Genomic DNA, 18,145 nt, shown 5'->3' on the forward strand with positions numbered 1-18,145 from the left:
TTTCCTCACGCGAACCGGCGCCCACTTCGCTCGAAAACGCTCTATCACGGCTCAATCCGCGCGACGAGATCGATAAACTGTGCCCACTGCGAAGCCTTGCTGTAGGTCTCCTGCACACGGCTCCTGCCGGAGGCGGCGATCCCGGCCCATTGAGGCCAATCCTGCAGGCTGCGTGAGATCGCCTCGGCGGCCCGCTCGGGAGCGTCGTAGGTGCGCATCGTGACGCCGTCCTGCATCGCCTCCGGATAGTTGCCGGCATCCGACACGAGTAGCGCCCCGCAACCCATCGCCTCGAAGCAGCGCATATTGCCGCGGTCGTTGCCAGCCATGTCGATTGCGCCGTTGAGCACGACCTTCGCCGATCCGAACAGCTCGTAGAGGTCCCTGCCGAACAGCGGCAACCTCGCGATTCGCGCGATGACGTCGGGCCGCCGGTGCTTGCGCAGCGGCAGCAATCGACCGACCGCGCTTTCGGCAAGGCGCGTCAGCCGCGACGCATCGAGGCAGAACACGATCTTGCGATCAACCGCCAGGGCGGCGACCTGTTCGAGCGTCCTGCCCCGCGCACTATGATGCCGCGAATATCCACCGACAAAGGCCACATCGATCGGCCGTTCGCCGTGACCGTACTGCTCCATGACGGGGTCGATCGCGGGAAAGAAGAGCTCCGCCCGGCACCCCTTGCTGCGCCACGCCTCAAGGATCGAGGGGAAGTTTCCAAGCACCGCGCCATAGGCTGTGAGATCGGCATTTCCGGAGGGCGCGGCACGCCAGCACAGCGTCTTCTTCACGCAGCCGGGAAGCTTGGCGACGAACGCGCTCGGATAGCGCACCGGATCGAGATTGTAGAACACCTCGGCCCTGTGATGCTCGATCTGCGCGAGCAGAATGGCCTCGAGCGCGGGCGATTCCTTCATGCCCTGCTCACGTGCCCACTGGCGCTGCAGCACCTCGTCGTCGCCATTCGTGAAGAAGGCTTCAGCTGCGCCGTCGAGCACGGGCTTGAGAAAATGCGCGGCACCAAATCGATCATGCAGGAACACGTCGCGGCGCGCGTCGAAACCTGACGCCTTTGCCGCGAGCTGGTTCAGCCTCGGCAAATAGGACGGATAGAGACCACTATTCTGGAACAGACGCATTGGTTACGCGGACCTTGCCAACATCCATTTCATGTTCAAATAGGGCCAGATCCGGCCGACACTCTTCCAATCCCAGCTCTGCGACGTCGTCAAGCGGCCGACCGCGTTTCGAAGGGGTGCTTCGTCGACGAACTCGGCGAATGCCGGAACATTCCGCTCGAGCAGCTCTGCCGTCCAGCCCGCCAATGGCCCGTTCAGCCATTCCGGCATCGGCGAGTTGAAGCCTACCTTGCGGCGCGCGGTGCGGATGCTTTCGGGCATCAGGTTCGCCATCGCCTGCCGCGCCACCACCTTGGTCAGGCCATCAGCCGACTTGCTCGTTTCGGGCAACGCCATCGTGTAGGTGACCAGCCGCCAGTCCATGAACGGCATGCGGACCTCGATCCCATGCGCCATCGAGAGCCGGTCAAAATTGCGCAGAATGGTAGGCAGCGTGGTCGAATGGAACATGCGGTAGAGGCGCCGGTTCAACGCGCCCCATGTATCAGGCAATTCGTCATCCTCGGCGACCAGCGGCAGCGGCGCAGGAGCGGCCGCAGCGCCTCCACGCAGGAAGTAGTGCCCCTCGCGTCTGATCATCTGCGCCCGCAGGAAGTCGATGCCGCGCTGCGCCAGCTGCGATCGTGAGGTGAGCGCGGCTGCTGCGTTCCGGATCCGGAATGCGGCCGACTGCCCTTCCTGCAGGTAGGCGCCCATCAATTCGTCCGCGCCGTGGCCGTCGAGCGACACGGTGACGTTCTGGCGCCGGAGCTCGCGATAGATCAGCCACGGCGCGCTCGGCAGCCCGATATAGACGTCGTCATTGTCGTCGAGAATCCGGTCAAGGTCGGTGAGCGCGTCGGAGCGCCCGATCTCGAGAAAGCTCGGTGCTACGTCGGCCCACGCGGCCGCTTCCTCAGCCATCGGCCGTTCGTCATTGCTGGCGCCGGGAAACGTCGCGACGAAGGCGTGTCGCCAGGCCGTCGAGTCCCGCGGTCCCATGCCGGCCTTCTCATGGGTCGCCATGGCGCAGATCACCGCGGACGAATCGAAGCCGCCGGACAGACAGGTCCCGATCGGAACATCGCTGCGCATCCGCAGCGCGACGGAATCCTGAAACAGTTCGCGAAAGCGCTCGACGCGTTCGGCCTCGGTATCCGGAATCGCCGGCAGGTGATCCACGGTCCGCCACCAGCGGCGCACCTGCATACGCCCCTGGCGCAACCACATGCAGTGGCCGCCCTGCAGGCGGCGCAATTGCGCGAACAGGGTTCGCTCGCTGCCTTCGATCCCGAACGGGTCAAGCAACAGCCGCCGCGCCACGTCGATATCGAGCGACGTCTCAACCAGCCCGCTCCGCGCCAGCGCCCGCTGTTCGGACGCGAACACGAACCGCTCGGATGACAACGCATACAGCATCGGCTTGATGCCGAAGCGATCGCGAGCCAAAAACAGATCACCGGTAACGGTGTCGTAGATCGCCAGCGCCCACATGCCGTTGAAGCGCAGCAGCATGTCCTCGCCCCATGCCTGCCAGGCGGCGAGGATCACTTCGGTATCGGACTGGCTGCGGAAAACCGCGCCCTTGGCCTCGAGCTCGCGGCGCAATTCGAGGAAGTTGTAGATCTCGCCATTGTAGACGATCACATGGCGGCCATCGCCTGACACCATCGGCTGATAGCCGCCCTCGCCGGGATCGATGATGGCGAGCCGGCGATGGCCGAAGGCGACGTTTCGCTTGGCATTGAACCAGGTGCCCTCGCCGAACGGACCGCGATGCGCGATCAAATTGGTGAGCCGCGAGATGTCGGCCGGCTCCACGGGAGCGCCGCGCAGATTGACGATGCCTGCGATGCCGCACATGTCTAGATAGCCTTGAAGGGCAGGAAGCGACTGCTGATGACGTGGAGATCACGCCAGCAAACGGCGCGATAGGGACCGAGCTGCGACATCGCGACGGCGGCGACAAAGATCGCCGCAGCCGACACGCCGTAGAGCGACACCACATACCACCATGACGGCGCGTGGTCGAATGACGCGTGGCCGAACTGCGAACGCAGCGCCAGCGCGATGGCTACTCCCGTGCCGAGCGGGATCAATACGAAATGCAACATCCGTGACCACATATCTGAAAGGCGGAAGGTTCGCCGCAGCAACAGCACGGTGATCACCATCTGGGCGACCATCCCGACGCAGGAACTCCAACCGGCCGCCTGCCAGCCGAAATACGGCAACGCGACGGCGCTGGTCGCCAGCGTGAAGATGCCCGTAACGAGCGAGATCAGCGCGTTGGAACTGGAGCGGCCCTGCGACAGCAGATAGAACGCAAACACATTGGCGCTGGACCCCAATATTCCGCTGATCGCGAGCACCACCAGCACCAGCTGGGCCTCGGCGGCGACCTCGGCGCCAGTCCATCGGTGCAGCAATGCGCCTGCGACCGGGATCAGGCCGCCCAGCGCGCTCGCGGCAAGCACATTGAGAATCCAGGACGAGCGAAGGAGGAGGTCGACCTTGCGATCGTCATCCTCCCTCTGCAGGGTGCTGAAGAACGGGAACAAGATCTCGCCGATCTTCAACACGCCGATGTAGACCGCCTCCTCCAGCCGCTGCGCGACGCTGTAGAAGCCGACGAATTGCGGCTGCAGCAGCGCGCCGAGCAGATAGCGGTCCGCCTGCCCCGCGAACAGCGCACCGCTTTGCGCCGCGAACTGCCAACCGCCAAGCTTGACCAGCGCACGCAGCGCGCCGCGATCGAGCGCCGGCCGCGCCAGCCAGTCGCTGATGGCGTGGCGCGACCAGGCGAACGCCATCACGAGATTTGTCGCAAAGCCCAAGGCCTGACAGCCGAGGAACGTCGAGGCCCGCGGCGCGTACGGAATCAGCAGCAGCATCGAGATCGTCGTCACCACCGTGCCCGTGATGCTGATCGACGCGATCCGCCGATAGTCCTGGCGCGCCGTGAACAGCGAGAGGAAGACGGCGAACAAGCACTGGAGCAGCCAACCGGCGCCGGCCAATGCGAAGGCGAGCCCGAGGTCGTCGGCGGCCGGGCCGCCCAGGTGAAATCCCAGTCGTGCGAGTGGCGCTCCTGCAAAGGCAAGCAACGCCGCGATCAGGCCGCCAAGGACGATGGCGAGCGCGAGAGCGGTCGCGAAAAATCGCCGTGCCAGGTCGCGATCGGACGGCTCCAGCCTTTGCGCGAGCTCGCGCGCCGTCGAGAGACCAAGCGCATTGCTGAACATCAGCGCCGGCGCGACACAGGCCGTCACCAGACCCGCAACACCGAACGCGGCGAGACCAAGCCGGAAAATCACGAACGGCAGGATCGCGAGGTTGAGCAGCACCGCGACCGCGAAGGCAGTCGCGTTCCATGCCGAGTTACCGAGCAGATGGGATGGACCCTTTTTCACCGCCATGCCCACTTTCGGTCCATCGCTCCGATACGCCCCAAGTGCCTCTTCCGTAAGGGCAAAACCCATTCGGCCTGGCGACGGGCTAGCAGCCGGCGCAGTGATTGTCGAGGGTTGGCGGACGGCAAGGCATCGCAGGGCAAGGACAAGGCAGGAGCCGATCTCCACGGAACCATCGCTGGCTGTTTCCAGTCCTGTTTGTGATCCGGGTAACAGTTGGAAAGGCCTGCCAAATTGTCTATGGCAGATGGGCTGAAGCCCCCGGGCGGCCCGCCCAACAAGAGGTGTCTAAATGCCCTTTCCCCGCGCATCCCAAGCTCTTTCCCGATTCACCGTGCTGGATTTGACCCGGGTCCGGTCTGGGCCGACCTGTGTACGTCAGCTCGCCGATTGGGGTGCCAATGTCGTCAAGATCGATGCGCTTCTGGAGGACGGCGGTGGCGAGCAGCCGGGTGGCCCGCGCGGCGGGTCCGATTTCCAGAACCTGCACCGCAACAAGCGCGCTATGACGCTGAACCTCAAGGACCCCAAGGGGCTCGAGGTGTTCAAGCGGCTGGCCGAACAGGCTGATGTCGTGGTCGAAAACTTCCGGCCGGACGTCAAGGCCAAGCTCGGCATCGATTACGAGAGCATCCGCAAGATCAACCCGCGGATCGTCTATGGCAGCATCTCCGGGTTCGGCCAGGACGGCCCCTATCACAAGCGCCCGGGCTTCGATCAGATCGCCCAGGGCATGGGCGGGCTGATGTCGGTGACCGGCGCGCCCGGCGGCGGACCGATGCGGGTCGGCATTCCCGTCGCCGACCTCACCGCGGGCCTGTTCTGTGCGATCGGCATCCTCACCGCGCTGCTGGAACGCGACGTATCCGGCGAAGGCCAGTGGGTGCAGACCTCGCTGCTGCAGGCCCAGATCTTCATGCTTGATTTCCAGGCGGCACGCTGGCTGATGGAAAAGGAAGTGGCCAAGCAGGCCGGCAACAACCATCCGACCTCGATCCCGACCGGCGTGTTCAAGACCTCCGACGGTTACATCAACATCGCCACGACGGGAGGGCGGATCTGGGAGCGTTGCGCACAGGCGATCGGCGCGCCCGAGCTGATCACCGACCCCGACTACGCGACCGCCCCGGCGCGCTCGAAGAACCGCGACGCGCTGAACGCGAGGATCGGCGCGCTGACCGAGAAGAAATCGACCGAGACCTGGGTGCAGGAGCTGAACGCCGCCGGCGTGCCGTGCGGGCCGATCTACTCGATTGACCAGATGTTCGAGGATGCCCAGGTCAAGCATCTCGGCATGGCCCAGCACGTGCCCAATGACGAGAACCGGCAGATCCAGCTAGTCAGCCAGCCGGTGACGCTGTCGCGGACGCCGAGCAGGATGGCCGCCCGGCCGCCGGAGTTCGGCGAGCAGACCGAAGAGCTGCTGGCCGAATTCGGCTTCGGCAAGGATGAGATCGCCGAGCTCCGTCAGCGCAAGGTGGTCTGACGGTATCAAACCACCAACGCCCTAGCGGTTCGAGGTCGCCAGATCCCGGACCGCCACTACGCCCGTGCAGGCCGCAGCATTCGTCCGAGCCCGACGAACGCCTTGTCGATCACCGGCCAGAACAGCAGCACGATCGCCAGCGTCGTGATGGTGCCGACCAGGCCGTTCGACCAGAACACCTTCAAGTCGCCTCCGGAGCCGATCATCGAGAGGCGGAACGCATCCTCGGCGCGGTTGCCGAGCACCAATGCCAGGGTGAACGGCGCGAGCGGAATCCCGATCTTCTTGAAGACGTAGCCGACGACGCCGAAGCCCAGCATCAGCCAGATATCGAACATCGCATTCTGGATCGCATAGGCGCCGATCGCGCAGGACACCACGATCATCGGCGCTACCGCCGCGAACGGCACGCGCAGGATCGAGGCGAAGATCGGCACCGTGGTCAGCACCAGCGCCAGGCCGACGACATTGCCGAGATACATTGAGGCGATCAGGCCCCAGACGAAATCCTTGTGCTCCACGAACAGCAGCGGCCCCGGGTTGAGGCCCCATACCATCAGGCCGCCGAGCAGGATCGCAGCGGTCCCCGAGCCGGGAATGCCGAGCGCCAGCATCGGCAGCAGCGCCGAGGTGCCCGAGGCATGCGCGGCGGTCTCCGGCGCGAACACGCCCTCGATCCGGCCCTTGCCAAAGCTCTCCTGATCCTTGGCGAAGCGCTTGGCGAGGTTGTAGCCCATGAAGGAGGCCGCGATCGCGCCGCCCGGCGTGATGCCGAGCCAGCAGCCGATCACCGACGAGCGCAGCAGCGTCACCCAGTATTTCGGCAGGTCCTTCCACACCGAGAGCACGACGCGCAGGCTGATGCCGGCGGCGTGTCCGCGCAACGCGAGGCGCTCCTCCATCGTGAGCAGAATCTCGCTGATGCCGAACAGACCGATGACAGCGACGAGGAAGTTGATGCCGCGCAAGAGCTCCGCGGACCCGAACGTCATGCGCAGCTGCCCGGACACCGTATCCATGCCGACACCGGCGAGCAGCAGCCCGAGCGACATCGAGATCACCGTCTTGTGCTTGGCCTCGCGGCCGAGGCCGACGAAGGAACAGAAGGTCAGGAGATAGACGGCGAAGAATTCCGGCGGGCCGAACCTCAGCGCAAATGACGAGATCATCGGCGCCAGGAAGGTGATCAGCAGCACCGCGACCAGCGAACCGACGAAGGACGAGGTGAACGCCGCGGTGAGCGCTTCGGCCGCCCTGCCCTGCTGCGCCATCGGATAGCCGTCGAAGGTGGTCGCGACCGACCAGGCCTCGCCCGGGATGTTGAACAGGATCGAGGTGATGGCGCCGCCGAACAGCGCGCCCCAGTAGATGCACGACAGCATCACGATCGCGGAGGTCGGATCCATGGTGAAGGTCAGCGGCAGCAGGATCGCGACGCCGTTGGGGCCGCCGAGCCCGGGCAGCACGCCGACGAAGATGCCGAGCACCAGGCCGACCATCATCAACAGCAGCGTCTTCCACGTCAGCAGGACGGCAAAGCCGTGCAGCAGGAGACCGAAGGCTTCCATGTTTCGAAATCCTGTCGGTTGACTAGCGGCCGAGAGCCGACTCAAGCGGCCCCTTTGGCATGATGACGTCGAACGCGACATCGAACGTTATGAACATCGCGGCGGTGAAGACGAAGGCGGTGAGCAGCGACTTCCACAGCGCGATCTTGCCGACGAGGCGCATGAAGCCTGCGATCAAGAGAAAGCTCGCGACGTAGAGACCGAGATATTGGGTGGCGAGGCAGAACAGCAATGTCGGCACGAACACCGCCATCACCCGGCGAAGCTGCGCCCGGGTGACAAAGGTCTCGGCCGCTTCCCGGCGCGAAAGAAAGGCCGCGCCGAGACCATAGAGGCTGGCACCGCCGAGGATCACCGAGAGGTAGAACGGAAAATAGCCCGGCTGCGGACCGGTCGAGTCCCACGACGCGCCGGTGCGCCAATTGTCCCAGCCGAGCACCAGGGCGAGCGCAAGCAACAGCAGCGACACGACGACGTCGACGACGCCGGTGCTGACGACCGCCGGCGAGTTATCTTCAGGTGCGGTCGGATCGTCGACGACGATCTCAAGTTCGGTGTTGGACATGGATGAGACGGTCTGGGTTGCGAGGGCAACGATTGGGATAGCGTGCTGATGCAACCACCGTCAATGCAGCCTTCAGCTAAACAGTGGAACGTTCGGGAAAGGCGCTCGCAAGTGCAACACGCTCCGGCTTGAGAACGCCGCGCTCGGTGATCAATCCGGTCACCAGCCGCGCCGGCGTCACATCAAAGCCGAAATTAGCGACCGACGAGCCGTCCGGAACCACGCGCACGGTCTCGATCCGGCCATCCGCCGTGCGTCCCGTGAGGTGCGTCACCTCGGCGGCCGCGCGCTGCTCGATCGGAATCTGCCTGACGCCGTCATCGATACTAAAGTCGATGGTCGGCGACGGCAGCGCAACATAGAACGGCACGCTGTTGTCGTGGGCCGCGAGCGCTTTCAGATAGGTCCCGATCTTGTTGCAGACGTCGCCATTGGCGGCGACGCGATCGGTCCCGACGATCGCGAGATCGACCATGCGATGCTGCATCAGATGGCCGCCGGTGTTGTCGGGGATCACGGTGTGCGGCACGCCGTGGTGACCGAGTTCCCAGGCGGTGAGTGAGGCGCCCTGATTGCGCGGACGCGTCTCGTCGACCCAGACGTGGACCGGAATGCCGCGATCGTGCGCCTGGTAGATCGGCGAAGTCGCCGTTCCCCAATCCACGGTTGCAAGCCAGCCGGCGTTGCAATGCGTCAGGACGTTCACCACCTCGCCCGGCTTCTTGGTCGCGGCGATCGTCTCGATCAGGCCGAGCCCGTGACGGCCGATCTCGCGGTTGATCTCGACATCCTCGTCGGCGATCTCGCGCGCGCGGGCATAGGCCGCCTCGGCGCGGGCCGAAGCCGCGAGCGGCGCCAGCGCGCGCTGCATCTCGTCAACAGCCCATTTCAGATTGACCGCGGTCGGCCGGGTCGCAAGCAACATCTTGCCGGCGCGCTCGAGCGCCGCGTCGGAGGCATCGGCGCGCATCGCAAGCGCTATGCCATAGGCGGCGGTCGCGCCGATCAGCGGCGCGCCCCGGACCAGCATCGAGCGGATCGCCTCGCCGGCCTCGTCCGCGGTGGTGAGTTTGGCGACGATGAATTCATGCGGCAGCCGGCGCTGATCGATCGCGCCGACAGACCAGCCGTCGGGCTCGAGCCAGATGCTGCGAAAATGTCGTCCATCGACTTTCATGCCCACGCCCTTCGCGTCGCGCGCTCGCTAGAGGACTTCTTCACGACCGTAGCACCCGTCCGGCGACGGCATCGAGCTTGGCCAGCAGCTGCGGATCGCGGGCCGCGGGCGCCGTGATCAGCGCGGTGTCCAGCGCCCGATCCGAACCGACCGGACACGGCTCGTGCGCGCGCGGGAAATCCCGCGCCAGCCGCGCGACCAGCGCCTTTGCCTTCTCGGCATTCGAATTCAGCACGCGGATGATATCCTGCACCGTCACGGCATCATGCGCCGGATGCCAGCAATCGAAATCGGTGACCATCGCCACGCTGGCGTAGCAGATCTCGGCCTCGCGGGCGAGCTTGGCTTCCGGCATGTTGGTCATGCCGATCACCGAATAGCCCTGCGCCTTGTAGGTCAGGCTTTCGGCGAGCGAGGAGAATTGCGGCCCCTCCATGCAGAGATAGGTGCCGCCGCGGGCGAAGGCGATGTCTTCGGCCTCGGCCGCGGCGGCGAGATGCCTCGCCAGCAACGGCGACACCGGATGCGCCATCGAGACATGCGCGACGCAGCCCCTGCCGAAGAACGAGCTCTCGCGCTTGTGGGTGCGATCGACGAACTGGTCGACCAATACAAAAGTGCCCGGCGGCAGCTCTTCCTTGAACGAGCCGCACGCGGACAGCGCGACGAGGTCGGTGACCCCCGCCCGCTTCAGCACATCGATATTGGCGCGATAGTTGATGTCGGAGGGCGACAGCGCGTGCCCATGGCCGTGGCGCGGCAGGAACACGATCGGGAGTCCCGCCATCTCGCCGCGGCGGAGCGGCGCGGACGGCTCGCCCCAGGGGCTTGTGATCGCCTCATCGCGAACGTTTTCCAGGCCCGGCAGATCGTAGATGCCGGATCCACCGATGATCCCCAACACGGCCTTGGTCATGATCGCTCCTCACGGTCCCGCAACGGCGCCGGAGGGGTGACCCAGCCCGATCGGGCTCGCCGGACGTTCGGCCATACTGCGGCGCAGTAATCACTGCGCCGCCGCCGCTTGCAAGGCAATTCCGGACCGCGACCGCTATTTTGCGACGAACCCTGCCGCGTTCATCAGCGAGGCATTCTGCTTGTCGTCATCCTCGAGGAACTCGACCATGTCCTTGCCGGTGAGGAAGATCGGCTTCAGCGCCTGCTTCTCCATGTAGTCCTTGTATTCCGGCGTCTGCGTCACCTTCTGGAACAGGTCGACATAGAACGCCTGCTGCTCCTGCGTGACCTTGCCCGGCAGGAACATCGCGCGCAACATCAGATACTGTACGTCGAGCCCCTCCTCCTTGCAGGTCGGGATGTCGTTCCAGGATTGCGTGTCGGTGACCTTGGTCTTGTAGGAGATGCGCTCCTTGTCGAACACGCAGAGCGCGCGAACCTGTCCGGCGCGCCAGACTTCGAGGTTCTCGCTCGGATTGTTGACGTTGGACTCGGTGTGGCCGCCGACCAGCTGGGTCGCGGCCTCGCCGCCGGACTTGTACGGCAGATAGGAGAATTTTGCGCCGGTCTTCTGCTCCATGAACACGGTCAGCACGTGATCCTCGCGCTTGGAGCCCGTGCCGCCCATCTTGAACGGCGCACTCGCCGCTTTCGCGGCCCCGATGAACTCCTTCACGGTCTTCGGGCCGGAGGCGTTGTCCCACAACACGAACTGGTCGAGCGCGATCACCGACACCGGGGTGAGGTCGCGCCAGTTGAACGGAATCTTGGCCGACAGCGGCAGCATGTAGATCAGCGAATAGGCGATCAGCACCTTGTTGGGATCGCCCTCGCTGGACTTCATGTACATCAGCGCTTCCGCACCCGACGCGCCGCCCTTCAGCGACACCACCATCGGCTGCTTCATCAGATTGTTCTTCTGGATCGCCGCCTGCATCATGCGCGCCATCTGGTCTGACGCGCCGCCGGCACCGGCCGCGACCACGATTTCGACCGGCTTGCTCGGCTCCCAGCCGGCAAAGGCTGGCGTGCTCAGCAGCAGGGCCGCGACTGCAGCCGTGGTTTTTACAAACTGTCCCACGTGTTTCTTCCCTATCTCTTTGTTCGGCTTGGCAAAACCTGCGAGGTGGCGGGCTCGCGTCATTGTGCCGAGAATGAAGGTGAGTTCAAGTCGCGAACTGCCGCATGGCCTATGACTTTGGAATGAGGCGGGGTGTCGTTTGCGAGCCGCCGGACGCGCCAAAGTGCCCAGGACGGAGTTGAACTCGCGATTTCTCCAATCGTCGTCCCGGCGAAACAGGCCGTGCAAAAACCACGCTGTGATGCTGGATTTTGGAGGGAGAGGCTGATTCGGAGGGCCGGATGGGACACGTCGTCGGGCAGTCGCGCTATCAAGCGACACTGTATCCAGAGATGTTGGACGAGGTGATCGCGGCGGATAGCGCGGTGCGGGCCTCCAACTCTTCAAGACCTCTCACACCAAACAGAAGAAAGAATATCGGACGCAAGCCTGCCCGGCCCGCTTGTGAGTCATGCTTCCGCATCCTCGCGACATGAACCGTCCGAGTCTTGCTCTCGTTTCGCCCTCTCACTTTGAAGAGGGCGCCGGGAAAGCCGGGTGCCGATCGCACCCATGGGAGCATAGGATAGAAAGTTCGGGGGTAGGACCACAGGTGTAACCGGATACAACCCGGCTTTCCCTGCGCGATGGTTTCGGCTTATACGTGCTCGCCCCGGTGAGACTGGGCTTTTTTGTCACCGTCTTCACAAGACGCACTCGCGTTTTGTGAAAAGACACCTGCCGCTAGGGCGTCAGGTCTGCGCGACTTCGCCGTCCGCCGCATGCGAACTCGTCAGTTGCACACTCGGCGTCCACCGTATCTCACCGCAACACCCGTGACGATGCGCAGCGCCCTCGGTCGGGTGAGACGGCTATTTCTATAGCCCTGAGCTAGTCTTCGGATAAAGCGAAATATTTCTGCTTCGGGGGCTTGACCCGTCGGGCAACTCAGTGATTGAGCGCAGCCGTTACTTGCCCTTGAAGTTGGGCGCGCGCTTGTTGAGGAAGGCGTCCATGCCCTCGCGGAAATCCTCGCTCATATAAGCGCGCAGGATCAGGTCCTCGCCCTCCTCGCGCGACAGCGTACGGCGGATGCGGCGCACCGCTTCCTTGGTTACTTCGAGCGTGATCGGCGCATGGCCGGCGACGAGCTTCGCCGTCTCGGTGGCGCGGCGCTGCAACGTTTCCACATCGGGGACGACTTCGTTCAACAGCCCGAGCGCCAGCGCCTCGGGTGCCTCGACGAGGCGCGCCTTGAAGATCAGATCCTTGGTCCGCGCCGGACCGATCAGCGACACCAGCCGCGAGATGTTGGACATCGAGAGGCAGTTGCCGAGCGTGCGCGCGATCGGGAAGCCGATCCGCGTCGCCTCGGTACCGATCCGGATATCGCAGCAGGCAGCGATGCCGGCGCCGCCGCCGGTACACGCGCCGGCGATCGCCGCGATCACAGGCACCCGGCACTGCTCGAGCGTACCCAGCACGCGATCGATCCGCGCCTCATAGTCGAGCGCATCCTGCGCCGTCTTGAACGCGCGGAACTGCGAGATGTCGGTGCCCGAGGCGAACGCCTTGTCGCCGGCACCGGTCATGATCAGCGCCTTGATGGAGTGATCCTGATTGATGTTCTCGCAGATCGCCGCCATCTGCTCGTACATTGCAAAGGTCAGCGCATTGCGCGCCTGCGGCCGGTTGAACGTGATGCGCGCGATCCCGTCCTCGACGGAATAGATCAGGTCTTCGGTCGGAGTGACGGGCGCGTTCATGTCTCGCTCTTTCTGTTGTTTGCGATTCGATTTCAGGCGACGGCTCTCTAGGCCACTGCCTTGGACGCCTGCGAAGCTTCGCGTCCCTTCAGGACTTCCATCGCCGCCAGCACGCCGCCGCCGCGATGCGGCACCTTGGCCAGATCAAGGCCCATCTCGACGCCGGACAGCGTGCCCATCAACATCAAATCGTTGAAGTGCCCGATGTGGCCGATCCGGAACACCTTACCCTTGACCTTGTTGAGGCCGGTGCCGAGCGACATGTCGAAATTCTCCAGCACAACCTTGCGGAAGTGGTCGGCGTCGTGGCCGTCAGGCACCCGCACCGCGGTCAGCGCCGGCGAGTGCGCACCCTGCTCCTGGCACTGCGTCTCGAGGCCCCAGACCTTGATCGCCGCGCGCGTCGCCTCGCTGTGGCGCTTGTGGCGGGCGAAGACGTTCTCGAGCCCCTCTTCCTCCAGCATCTTCACGGCCTCGCGCAGGCCGAACAGGAGGTTGGTCGCCGGCGTATACGGCCAGGTACCGGCCTTGTTGATGTTGATGACTTCCTGCCAATCCCAATAGGAGCGCATACCCGGATTGGCCTTGGCCACGGCGAGCGCCTTCTCCGACACGGCGTTGAAACCGAGGCCGGGCGGCAGCATCAGCCCCTTCTGGGAGCCGGCGATGGAGACATCGATGCCCCAGGCATCATGCTCGTATTCCAGCGAGCCGAGCCCGGAGATGGTGTCGACCATCAAGAGCGCCGGATGCTTCAGCGTGTCGAGGATCTTGCGGACGTCGCGCGGATAGGTGACGCAGGCGGTCGAGGTCTCGTTATGGACGACGCAGACGGCCTTGATCTTGTGCGACTTGTCGGCGGACAGCCTGGCCTCGATCTGCTCGAGGTCGGCGCCGTGGCGCCAGTCACCCGCGATGAAATCGACGTCGAGCTTGAACTTGTCGGCAATGCCATGCCACAGCACGGCGAACTGGCCGGTCTCGCACATCAGAACCTTGTCGCCGGGCTGCAGCGTGTTGACGATCGCGGCCTCCCAGGCGCCGGTCCCCGACGACGGGTAGATGATCACGGGCTGCTTGGTCCGGAACACACGCTGCATCGCAGAAAGCACGGCAAAACCGATCTCGGCAAACTCGGGACCGCGATGGTCCATGGTCGGCATATCCATGGCCCGCAGCACCCGGTCCGGCACGTTGGTCGGTCCCGGAATCTGCAGAAAATGCCTTCCAGTATGCACGGTCATGAGCGTCTTTCCCGGTCTCGTCTTGGTCGTGGTGAGCCGCTCGCATATCATTATTCGCCGGGTTTGTCCTAGGCCCGGCGGGGGTCCGTCATGCATATCTGACGGCGCTCCGCCGGGGCCGGCAGCGCCTTATTCGGCGGCCACCACCTTGCCCGGCGCCACCGGTTCGCCGGTCTCCTCGAACGGCCGCTCGGGGTGCATCAGGAACGCCGAGAAGCCGCCGACCAGCAGCAGGCCCATCGACATCAGGAACGGCAGGTACCAGTTTCCGGTGGCGTCGATGACGAAGCCGGCGACCAGCGGCGAGACGATGGCCGCGAACGCCGAGCCGGTGTTCATGATTCCGGCCGCGGTGCCGGAATATTTTGCCGCGATGTCCATCGGGATCGACCACATCGGCCCGATCACGAGCTCGGCACAGAAGAAGCCGGCCGACAGGCAGAGCGCCACCACCGTGATGTCGTGAACGAACAGGATCGGCATCAGCGACAGCAGCGCGCCGGCGAAGCCCACGACCGTCACGCTGAGTCGCGCCAGCCGCACATTGCCGGTGCGCTCGAGAATGCGGTCGGAGATGACGCCGCCGATGCTGTCGCCGACGACGCCGGCAAAGAACACGCCGGATGCGAACAGCGCCGAGTTCTTGAGATCGAGGCTGTAGTTGTTCTTGAAGAACAGCGGCAGCCAGTTGAGATAGAGCCACAGGCACCAGCCGTAGCAGAAATAGGTCAGCGTCACCGGCCACATCCGCTGCAGCAGCGGTCCCCACGGCACCTTCGGCCGCTCGCCCTGCGGACGCGGCGGCAATGTCGCAAGCTCTGCCGCGGTGATCGAGCCATGGTCCCTCGGCTCGTTGCGGAAGTACCAGACCCACGCAATGCCCCAGATCAGGCTGACAACGCCGAGCACGACGAATGCGCCGCGCCAGGTCAGCCAGAGGATCAGGAGCGCGACCACCGGCGGGGTGATGGCATTGCCGAGCCGCGCGAATGAATGCGTCAGGCCCTGTGCGAAGCCGCGGCGGTTCGCCGGCGTCCAGTACTGCATCGCGCGCGTCGCGGTCGGAAACGTCGCGCCTTCGCCGAACCCCAGCGCGAAACGCGCGACGAACAGCGCGGCAAGACCATGGACAAAGCCGGTCATGATGGTCGCGGCCGCCCAGATCATGCCGCACCAGAACAGGGTCTGGCGCGGCCCGAAGCGATCGCCGACCCAGCCGCCGATCACCTGGAACAGCAGGTACGGATAGGCGAAGGCCGAGAACACCAGGCCGAGCTCGGTGTTGGACAGGCCGAGCTCCTTCTGGATTTCGCCGGCCGCAGTGCCGATGTTCACCCGGTCCACATAGGTGATGAAGTACATCACGCAGAGCATGGCCAACACGACATGGGTGGCCTTGAACCGAAGCCTCATATCATCCCCTCCCCCGATCCGCGATTGTTCTGAGTTCGTTGCGCTGCGGATGCCGTGGCTGCCAGAGCTTCGGTTCTGATTGAATCGGAACCGAAGCTCTGGATTTTTGTTGACGCGTTTTCTTCACGCGAACCGGCGTCCACTTCGCTCGAAAACGCTCTAAGTGCTGACCACCTTCAGATGCGACGACGCGTTGCGCTGGTCGCGCTGCTCGAGAAGCCGCATTGCGGCCTCGACGCCGCCCGAGCGATGCGGCACGCCGGCGACCGACAGCCCCATCTCGACGCCGGTCAGCGCGCCAAGCAGCGTCAGCTCGTTGCACTCGCCGAGATGACCGATGCGAAACACCTTGCCCGCCACCTTCGACAGGCCGGCACCGAGCGACATGTTGAAATTGTCGAGCACGACCTTGCGGAACAGATCGGCATCATGGCCGGGCGGCATCATCACCGCGGTCAGCACCGGCGAGAATTCCGAAGGCTCCTGGCATAACACCTCGAGCCCCCACTGATTGACGGCGGCGCGCGTGGCGGCAGCCAGCCGCTGATGGCGGGCGAACACATTGTCGAGCCCCTCCTCCAGCAGCATCGCGATGGCCTCGCGTAGCCCGTAGAGCAGGTTCGTCGCCGGCGTGTAGGGGAAGAAGCCCTTGGCGTTCGGCTTCAGCATTTCCTCCCAGTCGAAATAGGAGCGCGGCATCCGGTTGGTGCGCGACTCGGCGCGGGCCTTTTCCGAAATCGCGTTGAAGCCGAGGCCGGGCGGCAGCATGAAGCCCTTCTGCGAGCAGCTGACGCTGACGTCGACCTTCCACTCGTCATGCCGGTAATCGACCGAGCCCAACGAGGAAATGGTGTCGACCATCAACAGCGCCGGATGCGAGGTGCGGTCGATCGCGGCACGGATGTCCGCGATCCGGCTGGTCGCGCCGGTCGAGGTCTCGTTGTGGACGACCATCACCGCCTTGATGCTGTGCACCGTGTCGGCGGCAAGCCTTGCTTCGATCTGGGCGGGGTCGGCGCCGCGGCGCCAATCGCCGGGCATGAAATCCACCTCGATGCCGAAGCGGCCGGCCATCTGCCGCCACAGGGTGGCGAAGTGGCCGGTCTCGACCATCAGGACCTTGTCGCCCGGCGACAGTGTGTTGACGATCGCGGCCTCCCAGGCGCCGGTCCCGGACGACGGGAAGATCACCACCGGCCCCTTGGTCTGAAACACCTTCTGGCTGCCTTCGAGCACGGCCCGGCCGAGCTCGGCGAATTCGGCGCTGCGGTGGTCGATGACCGGCATGTCCATCGCGCGAAGAATGCGATCCGGGACCGGGCTCGGCCCTGGAATCTGCAGAAAATGGCGCCCTTGATGCATGAGAACCTCCCAATCGCCGGATTTCGGCTTCTCGGCGAGCTATTTTGCATTCATTTTTTGTCTTTTCAATCCAATTTTGGTACTCGATTGAAAGCGTCGACGCGGCCGCGCCGGCAAATTATTGTTCAGAATATGAAATCCGCGATTCCCGAAGCCGGGGTTCCGATTACCCCGCCCGCCGCCGGCAATGGCAGCGACCGCCAGGAGGCCTCACTTCACGGCGAGATCCTGCTGCGGCTCCGCGACTATGTGGTGGAAGGCAACATTCCCGAGGGCGCCCGCGTTCCAGAGCGGCAACTCTGCGAAATGCTGGGCATTTCCAGGACGCCGCTGCGCGAAGCGCTCAAGGTGCTGGCCGCCGAGGGTCTGATCGAGCTGTTGCCCAACCGCGGCGCGCGGGTGCGCCGGCTCAGCCCACGCGACCTCGAGGAATTGTTCGACGTCATGGCCGGGCTCGAGAGCCTCGCCGGACGACTGGCATGCGAGATCATCACCGACGAGGAAATCGTCGCGATCGAGCGGCTGCATTACGAGATGTACGGCCATTATCTGCACCGCGACATGCACGGCTATTTCCAGACCAACCAGCAAATCCACGAGAGCATCGTTGCGGCCGCGCGCAACGAGACGCTGAAGGCCACCTACGCCAACTTCGCCGGCCGCATCCGCCGCGTCCGCTATTCCGCCAATTTCGCCCGCAAGCGGCAGCGCTGGGCCGAGGCGATGCGCGAGCACGAGGCGATCCTCGATGCGCTGCGCCGGCGCGCGGCAAGCGAGCTCAGCGACGTCCTGTTCCAGCACCTGCGCAACAAGCGAGCCGCCGCCATCGATCACCTCGCGGAGGGGCCGGACAGCGGCCTGGAGACGACGCCTCAGAACGACTAAAGGGGCCGGCACTAGGATGGCTGGAGGGCAGCCAACCTTGCCCATTATGAATTCATAATGTAATTCTCACGTCGAGAGAATGCATAATCCATGAGCAGCCAAGGTCGCGTCATGGATCACATCGGATCTGG

Annotated in this window: 14 protein-coding genes; 2 read left to right on the plus strand and 12 right to left on the minus strand. The window is 64.5% G+C overall.

Annotated features, from left to right (window positions below; genetic code table 11):
- Positions 1 to 44: 44 nt before the first annotated feature.
- From E2I15_RS18205 to E2I15_RS18215, 3 genes are read right to left on the minus strand one after another with little or no spacing between them, the layout of a single operon-like run.
- Complete coding sequence (locus E2I15_RS18205; protein WP_137478565.1) at positions 45 to 1,139, minus strand: glycosyltransferase family protein; 1,095 nt, start codon at positions 1,137 to 1,139, stop codon at positions 45 to 47.
- Between the two features lie 3 nt (positions 1,140 to 1,142).
- Complete coding sequence (asnB, locus tag E2I15_RS18210; protein WP_137478566.1) at positions 1,143 to 2,981, minus strand: asparagine synthase (glutamine-hydrolyzing); 1,839 nt, start codon at positions 2,979 to 2,981, stop codon at positions 1,143 to 1,145.
- Positions 2,982 to 2,983: 2 nt separating this feature from the next.
- Positions 2,984 to 4,537: a lipopolysaccharide biosynthesis protein gene (locus E2I15_RS18215; RefSeq protein ID WP_137478567.1), complete on the minus strand. Its 1,554-nt coding sequence runs from the start codon at positions 4,535 to 4,537 to the stop codon at positions 2,984 to 2,986.
- Between the two features lie 286 nt (positions 4,538 to 4,823).
- On the opposite strand from E2I15_RS18215, the gene E2I15_RS18220 reads away from it, so the two are divergent.
- Positions 4,824 to 6,017, plus strand: a complete 1,194-nt coding sequence (locus E2I15_RS18220) for a CaiB/BaiF CoA transferase family protein (RefSeq protein ID WP_038380817.1) — start codon at positions 4,824 to 4,826, stop codon at positions 6,015 to 6,017.
- 56 nt (positions 6,018 to 6,073) lie between these two features.
- On the opposite strand, the gene E2I15_RS18225 is transcribed toward E2I15_RS18220, so the two are convergent.
- From E2I15_RS18225 to E2I15_RS18265, 9 genes are all read right to left on the minus strand, one after another.
- On the minus strand, positions 6,074 to 7,585 hold the full coding sequence (locus E2I15_RS18225; RefSeq protein ID WP_137478568.1) for a tripartite tricarboxylate transporter permease: 1,512 nt from the start codon (positions 7,583 to 7,585) through the stop codon (positions 6,074 to 6,076).
- Between the two features lie 22 nt (positions 7,586 to 7,607).
- Positions 7,608 to 8,150 carry a tripartite tricarboxylate transporter TctB family protein gene (locus tag E2I15_RS18230; protein WP_137478569.1) on the minus strand — a complete coding sequence of 181 codons (543 nt, stop codon included), beginning with the start codon at positions 8,148 to 8,150 and terminating at the stop codon, positions 7,608 to 7,610.
- Positions 8,151 to 8,226: 76 nt separating this feature from the next.
- Positions 8,227 to 9,327 carry an S-methyl-5-thioribose-1-phosphate isomerase gene (gene mtnA, locus E2I15_RS18235; protein WP_137478570.1) on the minus strand — a complete coding sequence of 367 codons (1,101 nt, stop codon included), beginning with the start codon at positions 9,325 to 9,327 and terminating at the stop codon, positions 8,227 to 8,229.
- Positions 9,328 to 9,367: 40 nt separating this feature from the next.
- Positions 9,368 to 10,243 carry an S-methyl-5'-thioadenosine phosphorylase gene (locus E2I15_RS18240; protein ID WP_137478571.1) on the minus strand — a complete coding sequence of 292 codons (876 nt, stop codon included), beginning with the start codon at positions 10,241 to 10,243 and terminating at the stop codon, positions 9,368 to 9,370.
- Between the two features lie 135 nt (positions 10,244 to 10,378).
- A complete protein-coding gene (locus tag E2I15_RS18245; RefSeq protein ID WP_137478572.1) occupies positions 10,379 to 11,365 on the minus strand; it encodes a Bug family tripartite tricarboxylate transporter substrate binding protein in 987 nt (328 codons plus the stop codon).
- Between the two features lie 947 nt (positions 11,366 to 12,312).
- Positions 12,313 to 13,110 carry an enoyl-CoA hydratase/isomerase family protein gene (locus E2I15_RS18250; protein WP_137478573.1) on the minus strand — a complete coding sequence of 266 codons (798 nt, stop codon included), beginning with the start codon at positions 13,108 to 13,110 and terminating at the stop codon, positions 12,313 to 12,315.
- A gap of 47 nt (positions 13,111 to 13,157) precedes the next feature.
- Positions 13,158 to 14,354: a pyridoxal-phosphate-dependent aminotransferase family protein gene (locus E2I15_RS18255; RefSeq protein WP_137478574.1), complete on the minus strand. Its 1,197-nt coding sequence runs from the start codon at positions 14,352 to 14,354 to the stop codon at positions 13,158 to 13,160.
- A 129-nt stretch (positions 14,355 to 14,483) separates the two neighbouring features.
- Entirely contained in the window at positions 14,484 to 15,767 is a 1,284-nt protein-coding gene (locus E2I15_RS18260; RefSeq protein ID WP_137478575.1) for an MFS transporter, read from the minus strand.
- A 159-nt stretch (positions 15,768 to 15,926) separates the two neighbouring features.
- Positions 15,927 to 17,129 carry a pyridoxal-phosphate-dependent aminotransferase family protein gene (locus E2I15_RS18265; RefSeq protein ID WP_137478576.1) on the minus strand — a complete coding sequence of 401 codons (1,203 nt, stop codon included), beginning with the start codon at positions 17,127 to 17,129 and terminating at the stop codon, positions 15,927 to 15,929.
- A 132-nt stretch (positions 17,130 to 17,261) separates the two neighbouring features.
- Between E2I15_RS18265 and E2I15_RS18270 the strand changes: the two genes are divergently transcribed.
- A complete protein-coding gene (locus E2I15_RS18270; RefSeq protein ID WP_137478577.1) occupies positions 17,262 to 18,014 on the plus strand; it encodes a GntR family transcriptional regulator in 753 nt (250 codons plus the stop codon).
- Positions 18,015 to 18,145: the final 131 nt, after the last annotated feature.

The sequence above is a fragment of the Bradyrhizobium sp. BR2003 genome (assembly GCF_009720285.1).
Classification (GTDB): Bacteria; Pseudomonadota; Alphaproteobacteria; order Rhizobiales; family Xanthobacteraceae; genus Bradyrhizobium; species Bradyrhizobium elkanii.